This is a genomic window from Methylorubrum rhodinum, assembly GCF_014199935.1.
Taxonomy (GTDB): domain Bacteria; phylum Pseudomonadota; class Alphaproteobacteria; order Rhizobiales; family Beijerinckiaceae; genus Methylobacterium; species Methylobacterium rhodinum.
The window spans coordinates 18465-40852 of sequence record NZ_JACHOP010000026.1 but is presented as its reverse complement, the minus strand read 5'-3'; the positions used below and the strand labels follow the sequence as shown (position 1 = coordinate 40852).

Sequence of the window (22388 nt, the reverse complement as noted above, 5' to 3'; positions counted from 1 at the left end):
GCCCGCGTAAAGAACCCCGAAGGCCAGCCGCCCCGTGAGCCGACCCGAAGCCGAGATCGACGTCGCCGTCGAGGATCCCCGCTGGGCGGAGGCGGTGCCCGACCTCGAAGCCTTCGCGGTCCGGGCCGTCGCGGCGGGGCTCGCCATCGCCCCCGATTCGCCGAACGGCCCGGTCGAGGTCAGCGTGCTGCTCACCGACGACGCTTCGGTGCGGGACTTGAACCGCACGTGGCGCGGCAAGGACAAGGCGACCAACGTCCTCTCCTTCCCGGCACCGGCGCAACCCTGCCATCCCGGCGCGCCGCGCCCCTTGGGCGACGTCGTCCTTGCGTATGAGACGCTCGTGCGCGAGACTGGCGAGCAGTCGAAGCCGCTCGCGCATCATCTCGCCCACCTCCTGGTCCATGGCACCCTTCACCTCCTCGGACAGGACCACGAGACCGGCGAGGCGGAGGCCGAGGCCATGGAGGCGCTCGAAGTCGCCGCCCTTCGCACCCTCGACATCCCCGACCCCTACGACGGGTGAACCGCGGTCCCTCCGGCCGTCCCGATCCCTCCGACACAGAGACCGATGACCAACGACCGAAGTCGCGGCGCGGCCCTTGCCGCGCCGACCGCCGACGCCGAACCGCCCCCGCGCGAGGCGTGGTACGACCGTCTGCTCAGCGTCTTCCACCTGCGCCCGCGCGATTCGCTGCGCGCCGGCATCGAGGAGGCGCTGGCCGAGCCCGATACCGGCGAGGATGCGTTCTCGCCCCTCGAACGGGCCATGCTCAAGAACGTGCTGGGCCTGCACAAGGTGCGGGTCGACGACGTGATGCTGCCCCGCGCCGACATCGTCGCGGTCGCCGTCGAGACCAGCCTCGGCGACCTGCTCAAGCTGTTCCGCACCGCCGGCCATTCGCGCCTGCCGGTCTACGGCGAGACGCTCGACGATCCCCGCGGCATGGTCCACATCCGCGACTTCGTCGAATACCTCGCCGCCAAGGCCGAGGCCGCCCCGCGCCGGGCCTCGCCACAGGCCGCCGCGCATGCCACGGCAGGCGCGCCGGACGCGGCGGCGGAAGCGAAACCCGCCCCGCGGCCCCGGCGCCAGCCCACCGCGCGGGCGCTGCGTGGGCTCGATCTCGGCAAGGTCGATCTCTCGGCGACGCTCGCCTCCACCCGTATCCAGCGCCCGGTGCTGTTCGTGCCGCCCTCCATGCCGGCGATCGATCTGCTGGTGCGGATGCAGGCGACCCGCACCCACATGGCGCTCGTCATCGACGAGTACGGCGGCACCGACGGGCTGATCTCGATCGAGGACCTGATCGAGATGGTTGTCGGCGACATCGAGGACGAGCACGACGTGGCCGAGGGCCGCCTCGTCCTGCGCCTGGAGGGCGAGTCGGAGGCCTTCGTGGCCGATGCCCGCGCCGGCCTCGCCGAGGTCGCCGAGACCACCGGCGTCGATCTCGTCGCGGCGGTCGGCGAGATGGCCGAGGAGATCGATACGATCGGCGGCCTGATCGTGACGCTCGCCGGCCGCGTGCCCTCCCGCGGCGAGGTGATCGCCGGGCCCGGCGACATCGAGTTCGAGGTGCTCGACGCCGATCCCCGCCGGGTGAAGCGGATCAAGCTCCAGCGGACGCCGGCGAAGATCGGCACCGTGGTGCCGCTCGCCCTGCCGCCGCCCCGCTCGGCCGTTCCGGACGGGCCGCAGGCCGCCGAATCCGGCCATTGATCCCGTGACGAACCAGCCGTGAGCCGGTCATGACAGCGCGTTCCGTCCGCGTGGCCGGCGAGGCCGCGCGCCCGGATGCGGCGCGCCCCGGCCTCCTCGACAGGCTGGCCCATTGGGTCATCCTCAGCCACGGTTGGGGCCGGTTCGCGCTCGCCGTCGCGGCGGGCGCGCTCGGCGCGCTGGCGATGCCGCCCTTCGGACTATTCCCCCTGCTCGTCGTCTCGCTCACCCTCGCGGTCTGGCTGATCGACGGGGCGACCGTCGGCGGCTCGCTCCGGCGCACGCTCCAGAGCAGCGCCGGGCTCGGCTGGGCCTGGGGCTTCGGCTACTTCACCGCGGGCCTGTGGTGGCTCGGCGCCGCCTTCCTCGTGGAGGCGGACCAGTTCGCCTGGGCGATGCCGCTCGGCGTGCTCGGTCTGCCCGCGGTGCTGGCGCTATTCTTCGCTCTCGGATTCGCGGCCGCGCGGCTGCTGTGGTCGCGCGGGCCCGCCCGGATCGCGGCGCTCGCCTTCGGGCTCGCGGGCGCCGAGTGGCTGCGCGGGCACCTGTTCACGGGGTTTCCCTGGAACACGCTCGGCATGGCGCTCGGCTCCAACCTGTGGACGATGCAGGCCGCCTCGCTGATCGGGCTCTACGGGCTGACGCTGCTCACCATCCTGATCGCCGCCGCCCCGGCGACGCTCGCCACCGGCACCACGGCGCGCGGACGTTTTGCGCCCTCGCTCGCGGCCCTCATCGCGCTGGCGGGGCTCGCCGGCTACGGCGCCCTGCGGCTGCCCTCCGCGCCCGACCCGACGGTGGCGGGGGTGCGCCTGCGGCTGATCCAGCCGAACGTGCCGCAGGACGCGCGCTTCCGCGCCGACATGCGCGACGAGATCGTCGGCAAGTATCTGGAGATGAGCGACCGGGCGCTCTCGCCGGAGCGCACCGGCATCAGTGACGTCACCCACCTGATCTGGCCGGAATCGGCCTTCCCGTTCCTGATCCAGCGCGACCCGCAGGCGCTCGGGCGGATCGGCGCGGCGCTCCCCGAGGGCAAGCAGATCGTCACCGGCGCGGCGCGGGGGCGCGAGCCGCTGACCCGCGAGACCGCGGTGTTCCACAATTCGATCCTGACGATCGGCCCCGGCGGGCGGATCGGCGAGGTCTACGACAAGGTCCACCTCGTGCCCTTCGGCGAGTACCTGCCGGGGCCGCTCGACGCGATCCTCAGGGCGGTGGGCCTGCGCCAGTTCGTGGCGGTGCCGGGCGGCTTCACGCCGGGCCACCGCGAGGGCCAGCGCATCCTCGCCGTGCCGGGCCTGCCGCCGGTGGCGGCGACGATCTGCTACGAGGCGATCTTTCCGGGCGCGATCCTGCCGCCGGTATCAGGCGACGCAGCCCCCGCGGTGCCGGGGCTGATCCTCAACCTGACCAACGACGCATGGTTCGGCGACACGCCGGGGCCGCGCCAGCACTTCGCCCAGGCCCGCCTGCGGGCGGTGGAGGAGGGGCTGCCGCTGGTGCGCGACGCCAATTCCGGCATCTCGGCGGTGGTGGACGGCCACGGCCGCATCCTCGGAAGCCTGCCGCTCGGCACCGAGGGCGTGCTCGATTCCGCCCTGCCCCAGCGGTTGCCGGGGCGCACCCTCTACGCGGGCCTCGGCGATCTGCCGTTCGCCCTGATGCTGTCCGCCTCTCTGCTGACGGCGCTGGCCGGGCGTTTCCGCCAAGTCTGATGAGACGATCCGGCAATTGAGGCAGCGCCGGATTTAATCCCATCACTTTCAATCACCTGAGACACTTAGCCGTCGGAGCCCAATACGGTCTCGGACGTTTGAACCGGAGAGAGGAGGCGTGCGGCCGGTCACGAGACCGCAAGACGACGCCTCCGGGAACGGGAATTCACAAAATGAAGCGTATTCTCATAGGCTCGGCAGCCCTGGTCGGAGCGTTCGCCTTCCTGCCCGCGGGCGCCGACGCCCGTCCGGGCGGCCCGGTCATCGGCGCGGCCGGCATCGGCGGCGGCCTCGGCTCCGGCGGCATCGGTCGTGGCGGCGGTGGCTTCAGCGGGGGCGGTGGCGGCTTCAGCGGCGGTGGCGGCGGCTTCAGCGGCGGCGCGATCCGCGGCGGCGGCTTCGGCGGGGCCGGCCTGGGCCGCGGCGGCTATAGCGGCGGCGCCCTGACCGGCGGCGGCATCAACCCGAACGGCGGTGCGATCGGCGCGGGCGGCTATCCGGTTGGCACCAATCTCGGCGGCGGCATCCGCCCCGGCAATCCGGGTTACGGCGGCGGCGTGGGCGGGGTCCGTCCGGGCAATCCCGGCTACGGCTACAACCGTCCGGGCTACGGCTACGGCAACCGCTACGGCTGGCATCGCGGTCGCGGCTACGGCTATGGCGGCATCGGTCTGGGTCTCGGACTCGGCCTGGCCGGGGCCGGCTATTACGGCGGCTACGGCTATCCGGGCTACGGCTATGGCGGCTACTACGATAACGGCTACTACGCCCCGGCCGGCTATTACGGCACGGAGACGGTGGTGGAAGCCGCGCCCGCCCGCGACGACGAGTACTGCGCCCGCCGCTTCAAGACCTACGATCCGGCGTCCGGCACCTATATCGGCAAGGGTGGCATCCGCCGCTCCTGCCCATAACCGGCGCGACGGGAGGCCGGCCTCGCCGGCCTCCTCGCACAAGAAAATCCCGCCCGACCTCAGGTCCGGCGGGATTTTCTTGTGCCGATCCCTCGGGCGGCACGCCGCCCGAGGGAAGACTTCCAAAAGACTTACTCGGCGGCGACCTTGTGCGAAGCCTGGCTGCCATCGGTGTAGGTCTCAGGCGTCAGGCGCTTGCCCGGGGCGGCGCGGCCCGGCAGCGGCGGCAGGGCCTTGGCCTTCTCCAGATCGATCCCGGCGCCTTCCGCGACGCGTCGGCCGTAATCCTCGTCGGCGTGCCAGAAGTGCCAGACCATCCGCAGTTGGATGGGCTCCGGGCACTGCTTCATGTCGGCGACGAGGTTGGCGATCAGGTCGTCGCGCTCCCAGTCCTCGAACGAGCGGTAGCGCACGCCGGCCTGGGTGTAGTCGTCCTCGGTGCGCGAGGTCTGGTAGCGGCCGAGCCGCCCCTCGACCGGCTGGTGGTAGTCCTTCGCGGGCTTGGGCGCCTCGGCGAGGCCCTCGCCGATCGTCGAGGGCTCGTAGTTGATGTGCCGGTTCTTGCCCGTGCCGTCGACGCCGTAGGTCATCTGGCCGTCGCGCTGGTTCGAATAGACCTTCACGCCGGGCTGCGGCGCGTTGATCGGCAGCTGGAGGTAGTTGGCGCCGACGCGGTAGCGCTGCGTGTCCGAGTAGGACAGCGTACGGCCCTGGAGCATCTTGTCGTCCGAGAAGTCGATGCCGTCCACCAGCACGCCCGTACCGAAGGCCGACTGCTCGACTTCCGCGAAGAAGTTGTCCGGCACGCGGTCGAGCACCATCCGGCCGACGGGCAGCAGGGGGAAGTCCTCGGCCGGCCACAGCTTGGTGTCGTCGAGCGGATCGAACGACAAGTGGTCGTTCGGGCCGTCGGGCATGATCTGCACGCAGAATTCCCACTCGGGGAAGTTGCCGGCCTGGATGTTGTCGTAGAGGTCGCGCGTGGCGTGGCCGACATCCTTGCCCTGGATCTCCGCGGCCTGGGCCGAGGTCAGGTTGCGCACGCCCTGCTTCGGCTCCCAGTGGAACTTGCAGAGCACCGCCTCGCCCCGGTCGTTGACGAGCTTGTAGGTGTTGACGCCCGAGCCTTCCATCTCGCGGTAGTTGGCCGGGATGCCCCAGGGCGACTTCAGATGCGTCACCATGTGGATCGACTCGGGGTGCTGGGCCACGAAGTCGAAGAAGCGCCACGCCTCCTGGCGGTTCGTCACCGGGTCCGGCTTGAACGCGTGGATCATGTCGGGGAACTTGATCGCGTCGCGGATGAAGAAGACCTTGAGGTTGTTGCCCACGAGGTCCCAATTGCCCTCGACGGTCTTGAACTTGACCGCGAAGCCGCGCGGGTCGCGCTCGGTCTCGGGCGATTCCTTGGCGCCGGCCACGGTGGAGAAGCGCACGAACATCGGCGTCTTCACGCCGGTCTCGTTCAGCACGCGGGCGCGGGTGTACTTGGAGGCCGGCTCGTTGCCGATCTTGCCGTAGGCCTCGAAATAGCCGTGCGCCCCGGCGCCGCGGGCGTGGACCACGCGCTCGGGAATCCGCTCGCGGTCGAAATGGGTGATCTTCTCGATGAACTGGTAGTTCTCAAGCGTCGCGGGCCCCCGCTCGCCGACCGTGCGCGTGCTCTGGTTGTCGCGGACCGGATGGCCCTGGCGGGTCGTCAGAATCGGGCGGTTCTCGCTCATGCGGTACTCTCTCCTCGGTGGAACGGCGGGCGGCCCGGCCCCGTGGGGCAGGCGAATAGCCTGGAACCGTTCTGGGTTGCCGGTATGACCTCTGGATGACCCATTGGCAAATGCATCGTCACAAAGAACATGATAGATGCAGCCTATGAACCTCTCCGGCCTCTCGCTCCGTGACCTCGAATACGTCGTGGCTGTCGCCGACGAGGGCCATTTCGGCCGCGCGGCCGAGCGCTGCAACGTCAGCCAGCCGACGCTCTCGGTGCAGGTGCGCAAACTGGAGAACACGCTGGGGCTGGCCTTGTTCGAAAGGTCCAACCGCGGCGTGCTCCTGACCCTGGCCGGGCAGGGCATCGTGCGGCAGGCCCGCGTGGTCCTGGCCGAGGCGCAGCGCCTGCTGGCGCTCGCCGTCGAGGGCCGCGGCTCGCCGCTGACCGGGCGGCTCGTGCTCGCCGCGATCCAGACGCTCGGGCCCTACTACTTCCCGCTGATCCTGCGGCTGCTGCGCCAGGAATTCCCGCTGCTGACGCTGGCCCTCTCCGAGGCCCGCACCGCCGAGATCCTCGATGGGCTTCGCGACGGGCGCATCGATGCGGCTTTGCTCTCGCTGCCGGTGGCGGCCTCGGGGCTGACCCTGTCGCCGCTCTTCGTCGAGCCCTTCCGTCTCGCCTGCCCGGTCGATCATCCGCTGGCGCAAGGGGCGCCGCCGCGGGCCGATATGGTCGGCGGACCGGACCTGCTGCTCTTGGACGAGGGGAATTGCCTGCGCGACCAGACCATCGCGGCCTGCGGCGCGCCGCGGGCGGTCGGGCGCCACGCCACCAGCCTGGAGACCCTGCGCTCGATGGTGGCGGCGGGCGCGGGCTACACCCTGATCCCGGCGCTCGCGGTTCCTGCCGGCCCCGATCCGAGCGGGCTCACCGTGACCCGCCCCTTCGAGGGGGAGGGGCCCGGCCGCACCGTGGCGCTCGCGTGGCGCTCCAGCGATCCGCGGGCGGCCGGGCTCGCCGCGCTCGCCGCGTTCTTTCGCACGCACGCGCCCGCGAGCACGCGGGCGTTTCGGGAGGGGGAAGAATTGGCGGGCGGCGCCTCAGCCTGATCCAACCCGACCGCCCCCGGCCAGCCCCCCGATCCGCTCCGCCGCGAACCGCTCGCGCAGCCATGCGGCGGCCGGGCCGCAGGGGCGCTGCTTGTGCCAGACCAGTTCCAGCGCGATCGGCCAGTCGCCCTGGTCGAACTGCAGGTCCGGCGTGACGAGGTAGGGCGCCGTCTGCGAGGCGGCGATGACGTGGTCGGTGACGAAGGCCCAGCCGATGCCGTGCTTGACCATCTCCAGGATCACCCAGTGGCTCTCGACCCACCACACCTCGGCGGCGACCCGCAGGCGGCGCTTCTCCGGGCCGTCGCTGCGGGCGGCGACCAGGATCTGGCGGTGGCGCTTCAGCTCCTCCCACTCCACCCGCTCTTTCGCCAGCGGATGGTCGCGCCCACAGACGAGCTTGAGCGGCACCCAGCCGATGGTCTGGAAGCCGAGTTCGGTCGGCAGCACCTCCTGGCGCCACATCACGCCGAGATCGGCCGCGCCCGACTGCACCATGCGGCTGACATCCTCCATCAGCGGGAACAGCAGTTCCAGCTCGACGAAGGGGAAGCGCTTCGCGAAGTCGGCGAACAGGGCGCCGAGCGCGTGCTCGGGATAGATCTCGTCGATCGCCACGATCAGACGGCTCTCCACCCGCCGCTCCAGGCTGCGCGCCACGCCGATCAGGTGCTCGCGCCGCTCGAGCACCACGCGGGCCTCCGAGAGCAGCCGTTCGCCCGCCGCGGTGAGCACCGGGTTGCGCCCGGCCCGGCTGAACAGCTCGACCCCGAGATCGGTCTCGAGGTTGGCCACCTGCGTGCTCACGGCGGACTGCGCCTTGCGCAACGTCCGGGCCGCCCCGGAGAAGGAGCCGGCCTCGGCCGCCGCGACGAAGGCCTGGAGCTGATCGAGCGAGACCGCCATCCATCTGTTTTTCCGATACGTCCTAACTTGATCCTCGGGTTACCGCAGATAGAACACCCCGGACAACTTCTCTCACCCGAGGGCCAGACCATGCGCAGCACGCGCGACCGTATTCGCCACGCCATCCTGTTCGAGCTTCTGGGGCTCGCCCTCATCATCCCGCTCGGCAGCCTGCTGTTCGGCCTGCACGGCTCCGACATGGGCGTGATCGGCATCGGCAGCGCGCTCGCCGCGACGATGTGGAACTATCTCTACAATCTCGGCTTCGACCGGGCGATGCAAAGGTGGATCGGCCATACGCGCAAAAGCCTCGGGCTGCGGGTCGGTCACGCCCTGCTGTTCGAGGCGGGTCTGCTCGTGATCCTGCTGCCGCCGATCGCGTGGTATCTCGACATCAGCTTGGCCCAAGCCTTCGTCATGGATCTGGCCATCGCGATCTTCTTCGTGGTCTACGCCTTCACGTTCAACCTCGGCTACGACCGGGTCTTCCCGCTGCGCGGCTGGGAGGGGGCCGCGGCGCAGCCGTCGCGCTGACCCCATCCGCGGCGCGCCGTGACAGGCGCGCCGAACCGGTGTAGCGGCGGCTCGACGTTTTTCGCCGCTCACGCTCCCCTTGATCGACAGACCGCAACTTTTGGGCTGGGCGGCGCTCGTCGCGGCCTCCGGCCTGCTCGGCTGGACCTTGAGCCGTGCGGGCTTTCCCGCCGCCTTCCTGCTCGGGCCGATGCTGGTCGCGATCGTGTTCGGCGTGCGCGGCGCGCCGATCCGGGTGCCGCGGCTCGGCTTCCTGGCGGCGCAATCGTTCATCGGCTGCCTCGTGGCGCATTCGGCGACCGGCGAGATCGCCCGGACTCTCCACGACGACGGCCTCGTCATCCTCGCCGTCGTCCTCGTCACGGTGGCGGTCGCGGCCGGCGTCGGCGTCGTGCTCACCCGCTTTCAGGTGCTGCCCGGCACCACGGCGGCCTGGGGCTCGTCGCCGGGCGGGGCCGCCGCCATGGTGGCGATGGCGGAGGATCACGGCTCCGACGCCCGGCTCGTCGCCTTCATGCAATACGTGCGCGTCGCGGTGGTCGTGGTCTCGGCCTCCCTCGCCGCGCGGCTCCTGACGGATGGGTCAGCGTCGGCATCCGCCCCCGGCCATGCGGCGCCCGCGGCCCTCTCGGTCGCCGCCACCCTGGTCATCGCGGTGGTGGGGGCGAGCGTCGCGACGTGGCTGCGCCTGCCCTCGGCGGCGCTGATCGGGCCGATGGGGCTCGGCGCCGGGCTCCACGCCGCGGGGCTCGCCGACCTCGCCCTGCCCGAGCCGCTGCTGGCGGCGGCCTATGCCGGCATCGGCTGGTATGTGGGCCTGCGCTTCACGCGAGCCACCGTGCGCACGGTGCTGCACGCCCTGCCGAGCGTGCTCGCCGCGACTCTGGCGATGGTGTCGATCTGCGCGCTTTGGGCCTGGGGCCTGACCGGGTGGCTGTCCATCGACTACCTCACGGCCTTCCTCGCCACGAGCCCCGGCGGGCTCGATTCGGTGGCGATCATCGCGGTCGGCTCGAAGGTGGACGTGCCCTTCGTGCTGGCCGTGCAGACCCTGCGCTTGTTCGTGGTGCTGCTCACCGGGCCGATCCTCGCCCGGTGGATCGCCCGCGCGGCGCCGGAGGGCAGATGATGACGGCGCTGTGGCTCGCCTTCCTGAATTCCTGGCGCGGCCTCATCTACGGCGCGCGCACCGAGCGGGCGATCCGGCTGGAGCTGGTGCTGCTGGCCCTCGGCGTGCCCGCCGCGCTGATGCTCGGCGGCTCGCTCTGGGTCCGGGTCGCGCTGCTGGCGAGCCTGCTGCTGATGCTCGGCGCCGAGTTCCTCAACACGGCGGTCGAGAAGCTGTGCGACCACCTCCACCCGGACCGCCACGCCCGCATCGGCATCGTCAAGGATCTGGCCTCCGCGGGCGCCTTCCTGACGCAGGGGATCGCCGCGCTGGTCTGGGCGGCGGCGGTGATCGACCGGTTCTGACTCAGTCCGCGGTCAGCGGCATCGCCTCGACGACCGTCTCGGCGAGACCCCGCCCGGCGAGCGCGCGGGCGAGCGCCGAGTTGAGACCGGTGCCGCCGGTGAAGACCGCGAGCCCTTCCGGCGCGTCCGGCGCATCGGCCGGCTCGCCCATGAGCTGCACCACCCGGCGGGCGATGGCGGGCGCCGGGTCGATCCACGTCACCGGCCAGGGGGCGAGACGCTCGAAGCGGGAGAGCAGCAGCGGATAATGAGTGCAGGACAGGCACACCACGTCGGTGCGCCGCCCGTCCTCCCGCTCGTCGAAGCAGGGGGCGATCTCGGCGAGGATGTCGGAATCCGCCACCTTTGCGCCGGCCATCTCGGCCTCGGCGTAGCGGGCGAGGTTGACCGAGCCGACGAGGCTCACCGTGCAGGTCGCGGCGTAGCTCTTCACGAGGTCGCGGGTATAGGCGCGGGCCACGGTGCCGGGGGTGGCGAGCAACGAGACCAGCCCGGAGCGGGTCAAGGCGGCCGCCGGCTTGATCGGCGGCACCACCCCGACGAAGGGCGTGACGAAGCGCTGGCGGAGTGCGGGCAGTACGACCGTCGAGGCGGTGTTGCAGGCGATCACCACGAGATCGGGACTGTGGAGCGCGATCAGCCGCTCCATCACGGTCAGCACGCGGGCGACGAGCTGCGGCTCGCTCAAGCGGCCATAGGGGAAGGCCGCGTCGTCGGCGGCGTAGAGATAGGCCGCGTCGGGCCGGGCGCGGCGCACCTGCTCCAGCACGGTCAGTCCGCCGAGGCCCGAATCGAACACGAGGATCACCGGCGGCAGGTGGTGCGCCGGACGCATCGCGGCACGTGTCGCGGAATTCGTCGCGGAATTTGTAGCCCCTGCCATCAGATCGATCCGCATGACCGTCACCCGGGCCCGCTCACGGCGAATGGAAGAGAACAGTCTCCGGGCCGGACGGTTAAGGACACCTCACTGCGGCTGCAAAAAGGCCGCGCTTCCTCTCGGCCAAGGGCCGGGTGCGACGAACGGGCCACCGCCCTCGAACGTTGCCCTGCAGCAAACACTGACTATTTGCGCCGCTCGACGGGGGAGGAGTTTTTTCGCATGGCCGCCAGCGCAGCACTTCCTCACTCCGGGCCGCCGAGAGCGGCCTTCCCGCCACCGCCCCTTGACGCCCGGCCCGCCGACCGGGACGCCTGGATCGCCGCCTTCCGCGCGGTGCGCGACGAGACCGAGCGGCGCGCCGCTCTGCTCTCGCCGGAGGACCAGCAGATCCAGTCGATGGAGGATGCGAGCCCGACCAAGTGGCACCGCGCCCACACGACGTGGTTCTACGAGCAGTTCCTCCTGGCCGAGCACCTGCCGGGCTACCGCGCCTACGACGAGCGGCTGCACTACCTGTTCAATTCCTATTACGTGCAGGCCGGGCCGCGGCAGCCGCGCTTCCTGCGGGGGATGATCACCCGGCCGACCGCCGAAGAGACCGCAGGCTACCGCGCCCATGTCGACCGCGCCGTCACCGTGATGCTGCGCGAGGCCTCCGACGAGGCGCTCGAAAAGATCCTGCCGGTGCTGGAGATCGGGCTCTACCACGAGCAGCAGCATCAGGAATTGATGCACACCGACATCCTGCACGCCTTCGCGCAGAACCCGCTCGATCCGACCGTGGACGCCGCCTGGGCGATGCCCAAGCCGCAGGCAAAGCCCGGCCGATCTGCCTTGGAAAAGGGCATCGTCCGGATCGGCCACGACGGCACCGGCTTCGCCTTCGACAACGAGAGTCCGCGCCACGAGAGCCTGATCCTCGGCGGCGCCATCGACCGCGCGCTCGTCACCAACCGCGACTGGCTCGGCTTCATCGCCGACGGCGGCTACACCCGGCCCGAGCTGTGGCTCAACGACGGCTGGCTCTGCGTCCAGCGCGACGGCTGGGAGGCGCCGGGCTACTGGCGCCGCGAGACGGACGGCTGGTCGATCATGACGCTCGCCGGCCGCCGGCCGGTCGATCCGGACGAGGCGGTGCGCCATGTCAGCTATTTCGAGGCCGACGCCTATGCCCGCTGGGCCGGGCGCGACCTGCCGACGGAAGCCGAGTGGGAGGTCGCCGCGCGCGAGGGCCTGATCGACGACGCCTTCGGCCTCGTCTGGCAATGGACCCGCAGCGCCTACGGCCCCTATCCGGGCTATCGCCCGGTCTCCGGCGCGCTCGGCGAGTACAACGGCAAGTTCATGTCGGGCCAGGTCGTGCTGCGCGGCTCCTCGGTGGCGACGCCCGAGGGCCATGCCCGGATCGGCTACCGCAACTTCTTCTACCCCCACCAGCGTTGGCAGTTCACGGGCCTGAGGCTCGCGGACGCGACCGCCTGACGCCGGAGCATCGGCCCGAAAGGTGGGACCCAGCTTTCGGAAAAAGCCGATGCGGCACAAGTATCTAGCGACCCCTATCGCCTTCCGCTCTACCGGAGTGTCTGCGTGACGATCGATCCCCGCCTGAGCGCCGAAGCGCCGACCGTATCGCTGCCCGAGAACGGCCTGTTCCTGACAGATGTATGGGACGGCCTCGCCGCGAACCCCAAGACGCTCTCGGCCAAGTACTTCTACGACGCCGCCGGCTCGGCCCTGTTCGAAAAAATCACGGTCCTGCCGGAATATTACCCGACCCGCACGGAGCTGCGCATCCTCGACGAGCGTGGCCCCGAGATCGCGGCACACCTGCCCGAGGGCGCGGCGCTGGTCGAATTCGGCAGCGGCTCCACGGTGAAGCTGCGCCGCTTGCTGCGGCACCTGCCGGGCCTGTCGGCCTACGTGCCGGTCGACGTGTCCGCCGAGTTTTTACGCGAGCAGGCCGAAGCGCTGCGGGCCGACCTTCCCGCGCTGCCCGTCGCGCCGGTGGTGGCCGACTTCACCCGGCCCTTCGCCCTGCCGCAGAGCCTATCCGACCGGCCGCTCGCCGGCTTCTTCCCCGGCTCGACCATCGGCAATTTCGAGCCCGCGGAGGCCGCTCGCCTCCTCGACGGGTTCGGCCGCATCCTGGGGGAGGGGGCGACGCTGATCGTCGGCGTCGATCTGGTGAAGGACCGCGCCGTGCTGGAGGCCGCCTACGACGACGCGGCCGGCGTCACCGCGGCGTTCAACCTCAACCTGTTGCATCGGATCAACCGCGAGCTGGCCGGCGACATCGATCCCGAAACCTTCGCGCACCGCGCCGTCTTCACCGAGGCGGAGTCGCGCATCGAGATGCATCTCGTCAGCCGTGTCGCACAGACGATCCACGTCGCGGGCCGCGCCTTCGCCTTCGCCGAGGGCGAGTCGATCCACACCGAGAACAGCTACAAGTACACGATTGCCAGCTTCCGGGCGCTCGCGGCGCGGGCCGGCTGGTCGGCCGTGGAGGCCTGGACCGATGCCGACGGGCTGTTCTCGGTCCACGCCCTGCGCCGGATGGGCTGAGGGCACAGGTCCCGGCTCAACCGTTCGGCCGCCGTCGTTCCGGGTTCCGCTCCGCGGCCCCGGAACGACGGCGGCGACGATGGAATGCGCACCGTGTCGATCAAATCCTGCAAGCGCCCGCCAGCGCCTCGTTCTCCGCCTGCGAGAACAGCCGCGAGCGGATGTGGAACCGCTTCTCGCGGCCGTTTTCCAGGGAAAACATGCCGCCGCGGCCCGGCACCACGTCGAGGATGATGTGGGTGTGCTTCCAGACGCCGAACTGCGAGCGCGAGATGAAGAAATCCGCGCCACCGACTTGGCCGAGATGGACGTCGCCGTCGCCGGTGATGAAGTCGCCCACCGCGTAGCACATCGGCGAGGAGCCGTCGCAGCAGCCGCCCGACTGGTGGAACATCACCGGGCCGTACTCGGATTTCAGCTCCGCGATCAGTTCCAGCGCGGCCGGCGTCGCCGTGACGCGCAAGGGCGTGCCCGCGTTGTCGGCCTGCTCGGCGGTGACCGGATCGACGGTCTCGGCCGGGTGGGGCGCCTGCTCGCTCATGGTCGTCTCTCCCTGTTCGTCTCTCGTCTTATCTGCGTCCGGCTCGACGGAAATCCACGAATCCGGTGCTTTTGGACGAGAGTAGCAGAGCGAAGGAGCGTCCGGACATTCGCCCTTGGGCTCACCCGACCCAACCTTCGTCCCCCCTTCGGCGATGCGCCGGCTCAGCCTCGCATGGGATTCACGCGCATGATCACCGGCCCGATCCTTGCTCGGCTCCGCCCCGTCCGGTGACCGAGAAGAATCCGCCGAGGATCCGTCATGACCCAACCCACCCCCGCTCTCGCCGCGCCCGCGGTGAAGACGACCTGCCCCTATTGCGGGGTCGGCTGCGGCGTGCTGGCCACGCCGGACGGGCAGGGCGGGGTGGGAATCGCGGGCGATCCCGAGCATCCGGCGAATTTCGGCCGCCTCTGCTCCAAGGGCTCGGCGCTCGGCGAGACCGTCGACCTGCAGGACCGGCTGCTCAAGCCCATGGTCGACGGTCAGGCGGCGTCCTGGGAAGGCGCGCTCGGCGCCGTCGCGGGCGGCCTCAAGCGCATTGCCGAGCGGCACGGGCCGGATTCGATCGCCTTCTACCTCTCGGGCCAGTTGCTGACCGAGGATTACTACGTCGCCAACAAGCTGGCGAAGGGCTTTCTGGGCACGCCCCACGTCGACACGAACTCGCGGCTCTGCATGTCGTCGGCGGTCGCGGCCCACCGCCGCGCCTTCGGCTCCGACACGGTGCCGGGCTGCTACGAGGATCTCGACGAGGCCGACGTGATCGTGCTCGTCGGCTCCAACGCCGCGTGGTGCCATCCCATCCTGTTCCGCCGGATGATCGACGCCCGCAGCAAGCGCGGCACGCGGATCGTCACGGTCGATCCCCGCCGCACCCAGACCGGCGAGGAAGCCGACCTCCACCTCGGCATCGACCCCGGCACCGACACCGCCCTGTTCTCGGGCCTCCTCGTCCACCTCGCGAATGCCGGGAAGCTCGATGTCCGCTTCATCGAGGAGCACACCGCCGGCTTCGAGGGCGCCATCGAGCGCGCCCGCCAGATCGCGCCGAGCGCCGCGGCCACCGCGCAGGCGACCGGGCTCGCGGAAGCGGACGTCCAGGCCTTCTTCGATCTGTTCGCCAAGACCCAGAAGGTCGTCACCGGCTTCAGCCAGGGCGTGAACCAGTCGGCGCAGGGCACCGACAAGGGCAACGCCATCATCAACTGCCACCTCGCCACCGGGCGGATCGGGCGACCCGGCATGGGCCCGCTCTCGCTGACGGGTCAGCCCAACGCCATGGGCGGGCGCGAGGTCGGCGGCTTGGCCAACATGCTGGCCGCCCACATGCATTTCGCCCCCGAGGAGGTCGACCGCGTCCGCCGGTTCTGGAAGGCACCCAACATCATCACCGGCGAGGGGATGAAGGCGGTCGCCCTGTTCGAGGCCATCGAGCGGGGGAAGATCAAGGCGCTGTGGGTGATGGGCACCAACCCGCTGGTCTCGATGCCGCGGGCCGACCGCATCCGCGAGGCGATTGCCGGCCTCGATCTCTACGTCGTGTCGGAGGCGATCGCGACCAGCGACAGCGCGCGGGCGCGTGCCAAGAAGACCGTGCTGCTGCCCGCGCTCGCCTGGGGCGAGAAGGACGGCACAGTGACGAATTCCGAGCGGCGCATCTCGCGCCAGCGCGCCTTCCTCAAGGCGCCGGGCGAGGCGCGGGCTGATTGGGCGATCATGGGCGACGTCGCCCGCCGCCTCGGCTTCGGCGACGCCTTCTCCTACCGCACGGCGGCCGAGATCTTCCGCGAGCACGCCGCGCTCTCGACCTTCGAGAACGACGGCACCCGCGACTTCGACATCGGGGGGCTGGCCGAGATCACCGACCGCGCCTACGACGCGCATCCTCCGGCGCAATGGCCGCTGCCGAAGCGCGAAACCAAGGGCCGCGCCCGGCTCTTCACCGACGGGCGCTTCTTCACCTTCGACCGGCGCGCCCGCTTCGTCGCGGTGCAGCCCCCGGCTCTGGCGCAAGCCGCGAGTGCGGCGCGCCCGCTGGTTCTCAACACCGGCCGGGTGCGCGACCACTGGCACACCATGACCCGCACCGGCAAAAGCCAGCGGCTCTCGGGCCACCGCGCCGTGCCCTTCGTCGAGGTCCATCCCGACGACGCGGCCCGCTTCGGCCTCAAGGACGGCGGCTTCGCGCGGGTGACGACGGAAGCCGGCCATGCCACCGTTGAGGTGACCGTGACGGACGGCGTGCGGCCGGGCTCGGTCTTCGTGCCGATGCACTGGAGCGACATGACGGCCTCCGACGGCCGCGCCGCCGCGCTCGCCCGCGGCGTGCCCGATCCGGTCTCCGGCCAGCCCGAGCTGAAGGCGACGCCCGCCGCCATCGAACCGATCGCCTACCGCTCCCGCGGCTACCTGCTCACCCGCACGCCGCTGAGCGCGCCCGCCGGCTGGTGGTGGGCGCGGGCAACCGTTTTGGGCGGCTCCGGCCTGATCTTCGCCACGCAGGAGGGCTCGCGCGAGATGGCGCTGGCGATCCGCGGGCTGTTTCCGGGCCAGGAGTTGGCCGAATACGTCGATCACGCCCGCGGGCTCTACCGCTGCGCCGTCTACTCGGACGGAAAACTCGTCGCCGCCCTCTCGGTCGCGCCGGGCGACCGGCGGCCGGACTGGGAACTCGCCAAGCAGGTGTTTGCGCAACCGGACATCGAGGCGGTGGATCGGCGCACCCTGCTCTCGGGCCGAGCGGCCGGTGCCTCCTCGGGCCCGGTGGTCTGCGCCTGCCACGGCGTCGGGCTCGACGTCATCACGGCGGCCATCGCGGGCGGCGCCGGCTCGGTCGAGGCGGTGGGCGCGGCCTGCAAGGCGGGGACGAATTGCGGCTCGTGCATCCCAGAGATCCGCAAGCTCCTGCCCGGAGCGCTTGCGCGCAACGCCGCCTGAGCGCACATTTTTGGCGAGCCGTCCCACTCCCGCCCTCATCCTGAGGTGCTGGAGCGAAGCGGAAGCCTCGAAGGAGGCCTCCAGGGATCGTGCGTCTTCTGGAGCCCTCCTTCGAGGCTGAGCGACCGCTCAGCACCTCAGGATGAGGGCGCGGATGGGACGAAGAGGCGACCCCTCCCTCGTCCCCGATTTAGATCACGGATACGGCGTCTCTCGTCATGAGCACACCCCGCCAACCCATTGAGACCCGCGCCGGCCTCGAACCGCTGGCCGTGCTGCCGGTCTTCGTGCCGCTTCAGGACAAGCGGGCGGTGCTCGCCGGCTCCAATGCGGGCGCGCCATGGAAGGTGAAGCTCCTGGCCGCCGCGGGCGCCCGCGTCGATGTCTACGCGGAAGAGCCGAGCGAGGAGTTGCGCGGCGTGCCGGCCGAGATCGCCGCCGGCTCGGTGACCCTGCACGAGCGCCGCTGGACCCCCGAAGACCTGCACGGCGCCGCCTTCGCCATCGGCGCCATGGAGGACGAGGACGATTGCGTCGCCTTCGTCGCCGCCGCACGAAAGGCCGGCGCCATCGTCAACGCGGTGGACCGGCCGCATCTGTGCGATGTGAAGTTCGGCGCCATCGTCAACCGTTCGCCGCTCGTCGTCGGCATCTCGACCGAGGGCGCCGCCCCGGTCTTCGGCCAGACCGTGCGGGCGCGCATCGAGGCGATGCTGCCGCGCGGCTTCAAGCACTGGGTCGGCGCCGCCCGCGACTGGCGCGAGACCGTCTCGGCCCGCTTCCACGGCTTTTCCGAGCGCCGCGGCTTCTGGGAGCGGTTCACCGATCGCGCCTTCGCCGAGCCGGATCGCGCCCCGACGCAGGCCGATCTCGACGATCTGATGGGGCAGGCCGAGGCGCTGCCGATGGGCGGGGCCGTCACGCTGGTCGGCGCCGGACCGGGCGACGCCGAACTCCTGACCCTCAAGGCGCTGCGCAGCTTACGCAACGCCGACGTGATCCTCTACGACGACCTCGTCGCCCCCGAGATTCTGGACTACGCCCGCCGCGAGGCCCGCACGATGCTCGTCGGCAAGACCGGGCACGGCCCCTCCTGCCGCCAGGACGACATCAACGCGCTGATGGTCTCGCTGGCCAAGACCGGCAAGCAGGTGGTGCGGCTCAAATCCGGCGATCCGCTGGTGTTCGGCCGGGCCGGCGAGGAGATCGAGGCCTGCCGGCTCGCCGGAATCCCCTGCACCGTGGTGCCGGGCGTCTCGGCAGCGCAGGGGGCGGCGGCTGCGCTTGGCGTCTCCCTGACCCACCGCGACGCGGCGCGGCGCCTGCAATTCGTCACCGGCCACGACCGCCGCGGGGCGCTGCCGGACGACCTGAACTGGGGCGCGCTGGCGGACAAGAGCGTCACCACCGTGGTCTACATGCCCAAGCGCACGCTCGGCGCGCTCTTGGAGCGGGCGATCACGGAGGGTCTCGCGCCGACGACGCCGGCCCTCGTCGTCTTCAACGCCACCCGCCCCGGCCAGCAGACGGTCGCCGGCACCGCCGCCGACCTCGCCGAGAAGGTCGAGGCCTCGGGCTACGAGGGCCCGGCGATCCTGATGGTCGGCGAGGCGCTCGGCCGCCGCGAGGCCGGCACGGCGCTGCCGGGGCCGGAATTGCAGGCGGCGGCATCGTAGGCCGCCCCACCGCCGTCATCCCGGGGCCGCGCAGCGGAACCCGGGATCCACCCGCGATGCGCGGCGTCATGAAGCGTCGTGTCCAGTCGTGGGTTCCGGGTTCGCTTCGCGCCCCGGAATGACGGGCCGTCGTGATCGTCCAGACGGCCATAAGCCTTGCGGACGCCACTCGCTCAGCCGAGTCGGAACTCCCACCGCGGCATCCGAGGGGCTTGCCGTGGACGGATCAGCCGTGATGATGCGCGCGCCCGATGCCGCTCCCCCCAGGCGAAGAACACCATGTCCCCGTCCCGCCGCGTCCTCCTGCCCATCGCCGCCTTCGTGGCGGGCCTCGTCGCGCTGTCCGCGGCGGCCGTGATCACGCTGGTGCCGCAGGCGCGCCAGGGGGTCGCCGCGAGCGCCATCGGCGGGCCGTTCACCCTGGTGAACCAGGACGGGAAGACCGTGACCGAGCGCGACTTCGCCGGCACGCCCTACCTGATGTTCTACGGCTTCACCCATTGCCCGGACATCTGCCCGACGACGCTTCAGCAGATCAGCGACGTGCTGGCCGCGATGGGCCCGAAGGCGGACCGGCTGAAGGTCGCCTTCGTCACCGTCGATCCCGAGCGCGACCGGCCGGAGACGCTGAAGACCTACCTGGCGAGCTTCGATCCGCGCATCGTCGGCCTCACCGGCAGCCCGGAGCAGGTGGCCGCGGCGGTGAAGAGCTTCCGGGCCTACGCCAAGAAGGTGCCGGGGCAGGGCGACGACTACACCATGGAGCACACCGCCCTGGTCTACCTGATGGACGCGAACAATAGGTTCGTCGGTGCGGTCGCCCTCAACCGGCCGCCGCAGGAGACGGCCGCGGAGTTGAGCAAGCGGCTGTGACCCCTCTTCCCAGGGCGCCGGAGCGCGACGTGCGGGACAGGCCGTGCTCGGTCTTGTTCCAGCGGTGGGGATGGCGGGCGAGTTCGATCACCGCGAGCCACGCGGCGGCGCTCACCAGCAGGAAATAGAGCGGCAGCAGCGGCACGAACCACATCAGGTCGCCCCAGCCCCGGCGATGGCAGCCGACGAAGCCCGGGATCAGGATCGCGGCGAGCCCACCCAGAAAGATCGTCCAGGCGCCGGCATGGGTGGCGTGCGCCAGCACGCCGGCCTCGGGGCCGGGCGCGCCGAGGATGAGTTCAGCGAGCCCCGGCCCCATCATGAACGGATAGAACAGGGCCGAGGCGACGGTGCCGGGCAGGAGCGCCAGGGCGCACAGGCTCTCGACCGGGCCGAGCCGGCGCCACGTCGCCAGCGGATCGCGCCCGTGGGTGAAGCTCGTCTGCAGAAACCCCTTCATCCAGCGGGTGCGCTGGCGCAGCCACGCCTTGAGGTGCTTCGGCGCCTCCTCGTAGGTCGCGCTCGGCAGGTCGCCGACATGGTAGCCGGCGATCGCCAGCCTCATGCCGAGATCGGCGTCCTCGGTGACGTTCCAGGCGTCCCAGCCGTGCAGTTCGCGCAGCACGCGGGTGCGGAAATGGGTGGAGGTGCCGCCGAGCGGCGTCGGCACCCGCCACGCCGCGAGCGCCGGCCCCAGCACCTCGAACAGGGCCGCGTACTCGATGGCGAAGAGGCGCGGCAGCAGCCCGTCGCCCTGGTTGTCGATGACGAGATGGCCTTGCAGGCAGGCCGTCGAGGCTGGCGCGCGGGAAAACAGCGTGGCGGCGCGCCGGAGTTGGTCCGGCTCGACCACGTCCTCGGCGTCGTAGACCACGAGGTGATCGCCGCGGGCCAGCGGCAGGGCGGCGTTGAGCGCCCGCGGCTTGGTGCGGGGTTGGCCGTCCGGCACCACCACGACCTCGAACCGGGCCGGCAGCGGCACCGCGCGGAAGGCCGCCAGCGTCTCGGTGTCGTCGGCCTCCAGCAGGAACTTGATGTCGAGCTTGGCCGCCGGATAGTCGAGCCGGCCGAGCGCTCGCACGAGGCGGGGCACCACCGCGGCCTCCCGGTAGAGCGCGACCAGCACCGTGTAGGTCGGCAATACCTCGTCCGGCAGGAGATCGGGCGTCGGCTCGGCCGCGTCGCCCGCGATTCCGACTGCGGCGAGGCGGACGGTGAGCATCGCGAGCATGCCGGCCTGGATCAGCATCAGCAGAACGAGGCTCGTCAGCGTCGGCAGCCGCGTCAGCAGCACGATGAGCGCCAGCACGAGCCCGGCGAGCGTCAGGTCGAAGGTCTGGGGGCCGGGCCGGCACGACCATTCGGGGCGGTGCCGGGCGAGCCCGTCGGAGGCGTCCTCCGCAATCCCTTCACCGACCCGCGCGAACACCGCCGCCCGCAGCCGCGTCGGCGTGGTGAGGGCGGGCGGGTGCTCGAGGTACGACGCCGCCTCGATCAGCCGGGCGATGGCGAGGCCGCGTGGCGCGGCGACGATTCTTTTGGGATGATCGGGGGCGAGAGGCGCGGCACCCGCGGTGAGCACCTGCGGGTAGCGCAGTCCCGCGTCGAGCCGGATCGGCCCGTCGAGGAACTCGGTGCCGAGGTGGCGGGCCAGTGCGCGGTAAAAGTCGTCCTCGGCGATCCGGCCTTCGTTGAGGAGCACGGTCGCGGCGTCAGTCCCGAGCTTTTGCGCGAGCGCGGCGGCGCGGTGCAGCGCGGCCGACGGGAGGAGGCCCGTCAGGAAAGCGATCTCGGTCGGCAGCGGGGCCGATCGTGCGAAGTGGAACAGGGCGGCGGCTCCCTGCGGGCCCGCGCCGTGCTAGGGAGAGGCATGGGCCGGGACCTCTCTACACACGTGTATCGCTCCGCCGCCTCAACCCGAGCGTCAAGGCGCTCGCCTGGGTTGAGCGCCGTTCTGTTAACGTGCGTTAACCTTTTGCTCGCGGACGTTGCACAGGCGCAACAGCCGACCCCGGCGGCGGCCGGCCCCGCCGTCACCATCCCGAACTTCTGGAATCCCCGCGCCCGCGGCGAGCGGGTGGACGCGCCGCAGACCGGCCGGGCAGTGCGGTTCATGACCGACGACGAGTTCCCGCCGCTCCACTTCGCCGGTCCCGACGGGGCGCCGACCGGCTTCGCGGTGGAACTGGCCCGCGCGGTGTGCGAGCGCCTCGCGATCGCCTGCACGGTCCAGGCCCGCCGCTTCGACACCCTGCTCGACGCGCTGGCCGACAAGCAGGGCGACGTGGTCGCCGCCGCGGTGCCGCTGACGCCGGGCCTGCGCGCCCGCTTCCTCGCCACGCGCCCGTATTTCCGCTGGCCAGCCCGCTTCGCCGTGCGGAGCGCCGGCAGCCTGCCCGCGCCCTCGGTCGCCGCTCTCGCGGAACGCACCGTCGGCGCCGTCGAGGGCAGCGCGCACGAGGCCTATCTCAAGGCGTTCTTCCCGAAGGCTGTCCGAAAGACGTTTCCCGATCTCGCGACGGCGGAAGGCGCGCTGAAGCGCGGCGAGGTCGAGTACCTGTTCGCCGACGGGCTCAACCTCGCCCTCTGGTTCAACGGCCAGGATTCGGAGAATTGCTGCGCCTTCACCGGCGGCGCCTACCTGGAGAACCGCTATTTCGGCGAGGGCATCGGCCTCGTGACCCGGACCGAGGACATTGCCCTGTCGCGGGCGCTCGACGACGCGTTGCAGCGGGTGTGGGACGACGGGAAGTATGCGGAATTATACCTGCGGTTCTTTCCGGTGAGTCCGTTCTGAGCGCCGCTTCGTCCCATCCATCCCC

At 71.2% G+C, this 22388-nt stretch carries 19 protein-coding genes; 14 read left to right on the top strand and 5 right to left on the bottom strand.

Features of this window, described 5'->3' with window-relative positions; genetic code table 11:
- The first annotated feature begins 34 nt into the window (after positions 1 to 34).
- From ybeY to HNR00_RS21590, 4 genes are all read left to right on the top strand, one after another.
- Positions 35 to 526: an rRNA maturation RNase YbeY gene (ybeY, locus tag HNR00_RS21605; RefSeq protein ID WP_183572939.1), complete on the top strand. Its 492-nt coding sequence runs from the start codon at positions 35 to 37 to the stop codon at positions 524 to 526.
- Positions 527 to 571: 45 nt separating this feature from the next.
- Positions 572 to 1723: a hemolysin family protein gene (locus HNR00_RS21600; protein WP_183572937.1), complete on the top strand. Its 1152-nt coding sequence runs from the start codon at positions 572 to 574 to the stop codon at positions 1721 to 1723.
- Positions 1724 to 1752: 29 nt separating this feature from the next.
- A complete protein-coding gene (lnt, locus tag HNR00_RS21595; RefSeq protein WP_183572935.1) occupies positions 1753 to 3441 on the top strand; it encodes an apolipoprotein N-acyltransferase in 1689 nt (562 codons plus the stop codon).
- 173 nt (positions 3442 to 3614) lie between these two features.
- Positions 3615 to 4355, top strand: a complete 741-nt coding sequence (locus tag HNR00_RS21590) for a BA14K family protein (RefSeq protein WP_183572933.1) — start codon at positions 3615 to 3617, stop codon at positions 4353 to 4355.
- Positions 4356 to 4486: 131 nt separating this feature from the next.
- Here HNR00_RS21590 and HNR00_RS21585 read toward each other — a convergent pair whose 3' ends face one another.
- Complete coding sequence (locus HNR00_RS21585; RefSeq protein ID WP_183572930.1) at positions 4487 to 6079, bottom strand: catalase; 1593 nt, start codon at positions 6077 to 6079, stop codon at positions 4487 to 4489.
- Between the two features lie 145 nt (positions 6080 to 6224).
- Between HNR00_RS21585 and HNR00_RS21580 the strand changes: the two genes are divergently transcribed.
- A complete protein-coding gene (locus tag HNR00_RS21580) occupies positions 6225 to 7175 on the top strand; it encodes a LysR substrate-binding domain-containing protein (protein ID WP_183572982.1) in 951 nt (316 codons plus the stop codon).
- Here the strand turns inward: HNR00_RS21580 and HNR00_RS21575 are convergent.
- Positions 7167 to 8081: a LysR family transcriptional regulator gene (locus HNR00_RS21575; RefSeq protein WP_183572928.1), complete on the bottom strand. Its 915-nt coding sequence runs from the start codon at positions 8079 to 8081 to the stop codon at positions 7167 to 7169. The two genes, HNR00_RS21580 and HNR00_RS21575, sit on opposite strands and share 9 nt — an antisense overlap.
- Positions 8082 to 8171: 90 nt before the next feature.
- Between HNR00_RS21575 and HNR00_RS21570 the strand changes: the two genes are divergently transcribed.
- The 3 genes from HNR00_RS21570 to HNR00_RS21560 all read left to right on the top strand — a co-directional run bounded on the left by HNR00_RS21570 (position 8172) and on the right by HNR00_RS21560 (position 10088).
- The gene (locus HNR00_RS21570) at positions 8172 to 8615 is read left to right on the top strand and encodes a PACE efflux transporter (protein WP_183572926.1); all 444 of its coding nucleotides are present in this window, start codon (positions 8172 to 8174) and stop codon (positions 8613 to 8615) included.
- Between the two features lie 79 nt (positions 8616 to 8694).
- A complete protein-coding gene (locus HNR00_RS21565; RefSeq protein WP_210306620.1) occupies positions 8695 to 9744 on the top strand; it encodes an AbrB family protein in 1050 nt (349 codons plus the stop codon).
- Positions 9744 to 10088, top strand: coding sequence for a diacylglycerol kinase (locus HNR00_RS21560; protein WP_183572980.1), 345 nt, complete (start codon positions 9744 to 9746; stop codon positions 10086 to 10088). Before HNR00_RS21565 ends, HNR00_RS21560 begins: the two co-directional genes overlap by 1 nt.
- 1 nt (position 10089) lies before the next feature.
- On the opposite strand, the gene murI is transcribed toward HNR00_RS21560, so the two are convergent.
- Positions 10090 to 10986 carry a glutamate racemase gene (gene murI / locus HNR00_RS21555; RefSeq protein WP_183572924.1) on the bottom strand — a complete coding sequence of 299 codons (897 nt, stop codon included), beginning with the start codon at positions 10984 to 10986 and terminating at the stop codon, positions 10090 to 10092.
- Between the two features lie 204 nt (positions 10987 to 11190).
- Between murI and egtB the strand changes: the two genes are divergently transcribed.
- Together egtB and egtD are read left to right on the top strand one after the other, a co-directional pair.
- Complete coding sequence (egtB, locus tag HNR00_RS21550) at positions 11191 to 12453, top strand: ergothioneine biosynthesis protein EgtB (protein WP_183572921.1); 1263 nt, start codon at positions 11191 to 11193, stop codon at positions 12451 to 12453.
- A 105-nt stretch (positions 12454 to 12558) separates the two neighbouring features.
- Positions 12559 to 13536 (top strand): L-histidine N(alpha)-methyltransferase, encoded by a 978-nt coding sequence (egtD, locus tag HNR00_RS21545; RefSeq protein ID WP_183572919.1) that lies wholly within the window; start codon positions 12559 to 12561, stop codon positions 13534 to 13536.
- A gap of 100 nt (positions 13537 to 13636) precedes the next feature.
- Here the strand turns inward: egtD and HNR00_RS21540 are convergent, their stop codons facing one another.
- A complete protein-coding gene (locus HNR00_RS21540; RefSeq protein ID WP_183572917.1) occupies positions 13637 to 14077 on the bottom strand; it encodes a DUF779 domain-containing protein in 441 nt (146 codons plus the stop codon).
- A 261-nt stretch (positions 14078 to 14338) separates the two neighbouring features.
- On the opposite strand from HNR00_RS21540, the gene HNR00_RS21535 reads away from it, so the two are divergent.
- The 3 genes from HNR00_RS21535 (at position 14339) to HNR00_RS21525 (ending at position 19566) form a co-directional block, all read left to right on the top strand.
- Positions 14339 to 17017 carry a nitrate reductase gene (locus HNR00_RS21535; RefSeq protein ID WP_183572915.1) on the top strand — a complete coding sequence of 893 codons (2679 nt, stop codon included), beginning with the start codon at positions 14339 to 14341 and terminating at the stop codon, positions 17015 to 17017.
- A gap of 218 nt (positions 17018 to 17235) precedes the next feature.
- Positions 17236 to 18693: a siroheme synthase CysG gene (gene cysG, locus HNR00_RS21530; protein ID WP_183572913.1), complete on the top strand. Its 1458-nt coding sequence runs from the start codon at positions 17236 to 17238 to the stop codon at positions 18691 to 18693.
- Positions 18694 to 18972: 279 nt separating this feature from the next.
- Positions 18973 to 19566: an SCO family protein gene (locus tag HNR00_RS21525; RefSeq protein ID WP_183572911.1), complete on the top strand. Its 594-nt coding sequence runs from the start codon at positions 18973 to 18975 to the stop codon at positions 19564 to 19566.
- Here HNR00_RS21525 and HNR00_RS21520 read toward each other — a convergent pair.
- On the bottom strand, positions 19517 to 21268 hold the full coding sequence (locus HNR00_RS21520; RefSeq protein ID WP_312886098.1) for a glycosyltransferase: 1752 nt from the start codon (positions 21266 to 21268) through the stop codon (positions 19517 to 19519). The two genes, HNR00_RS21525 and HNR00_RS21520, sit on opposite strands and share 50 nt — an antisense overlap.
- Positions 21269 to 21541: 273 nt before the next feature.
- Between HNR00_RS21520 and HNR00_RS21515 the strand changes: the two genes are divergently transcribed.
- Entirely contained in the window at positions 21542 to 22363 is an 822-nt protein-coding gene (locus HNR00_RS21515; RefSeq protein ID WP_376770403.1) for a transporter substrate-binding domain-containing protein, read from the top strand.
- The last annotated feature ends 25 nt before the right edge of the window (positions 22364 to 22388 follow it).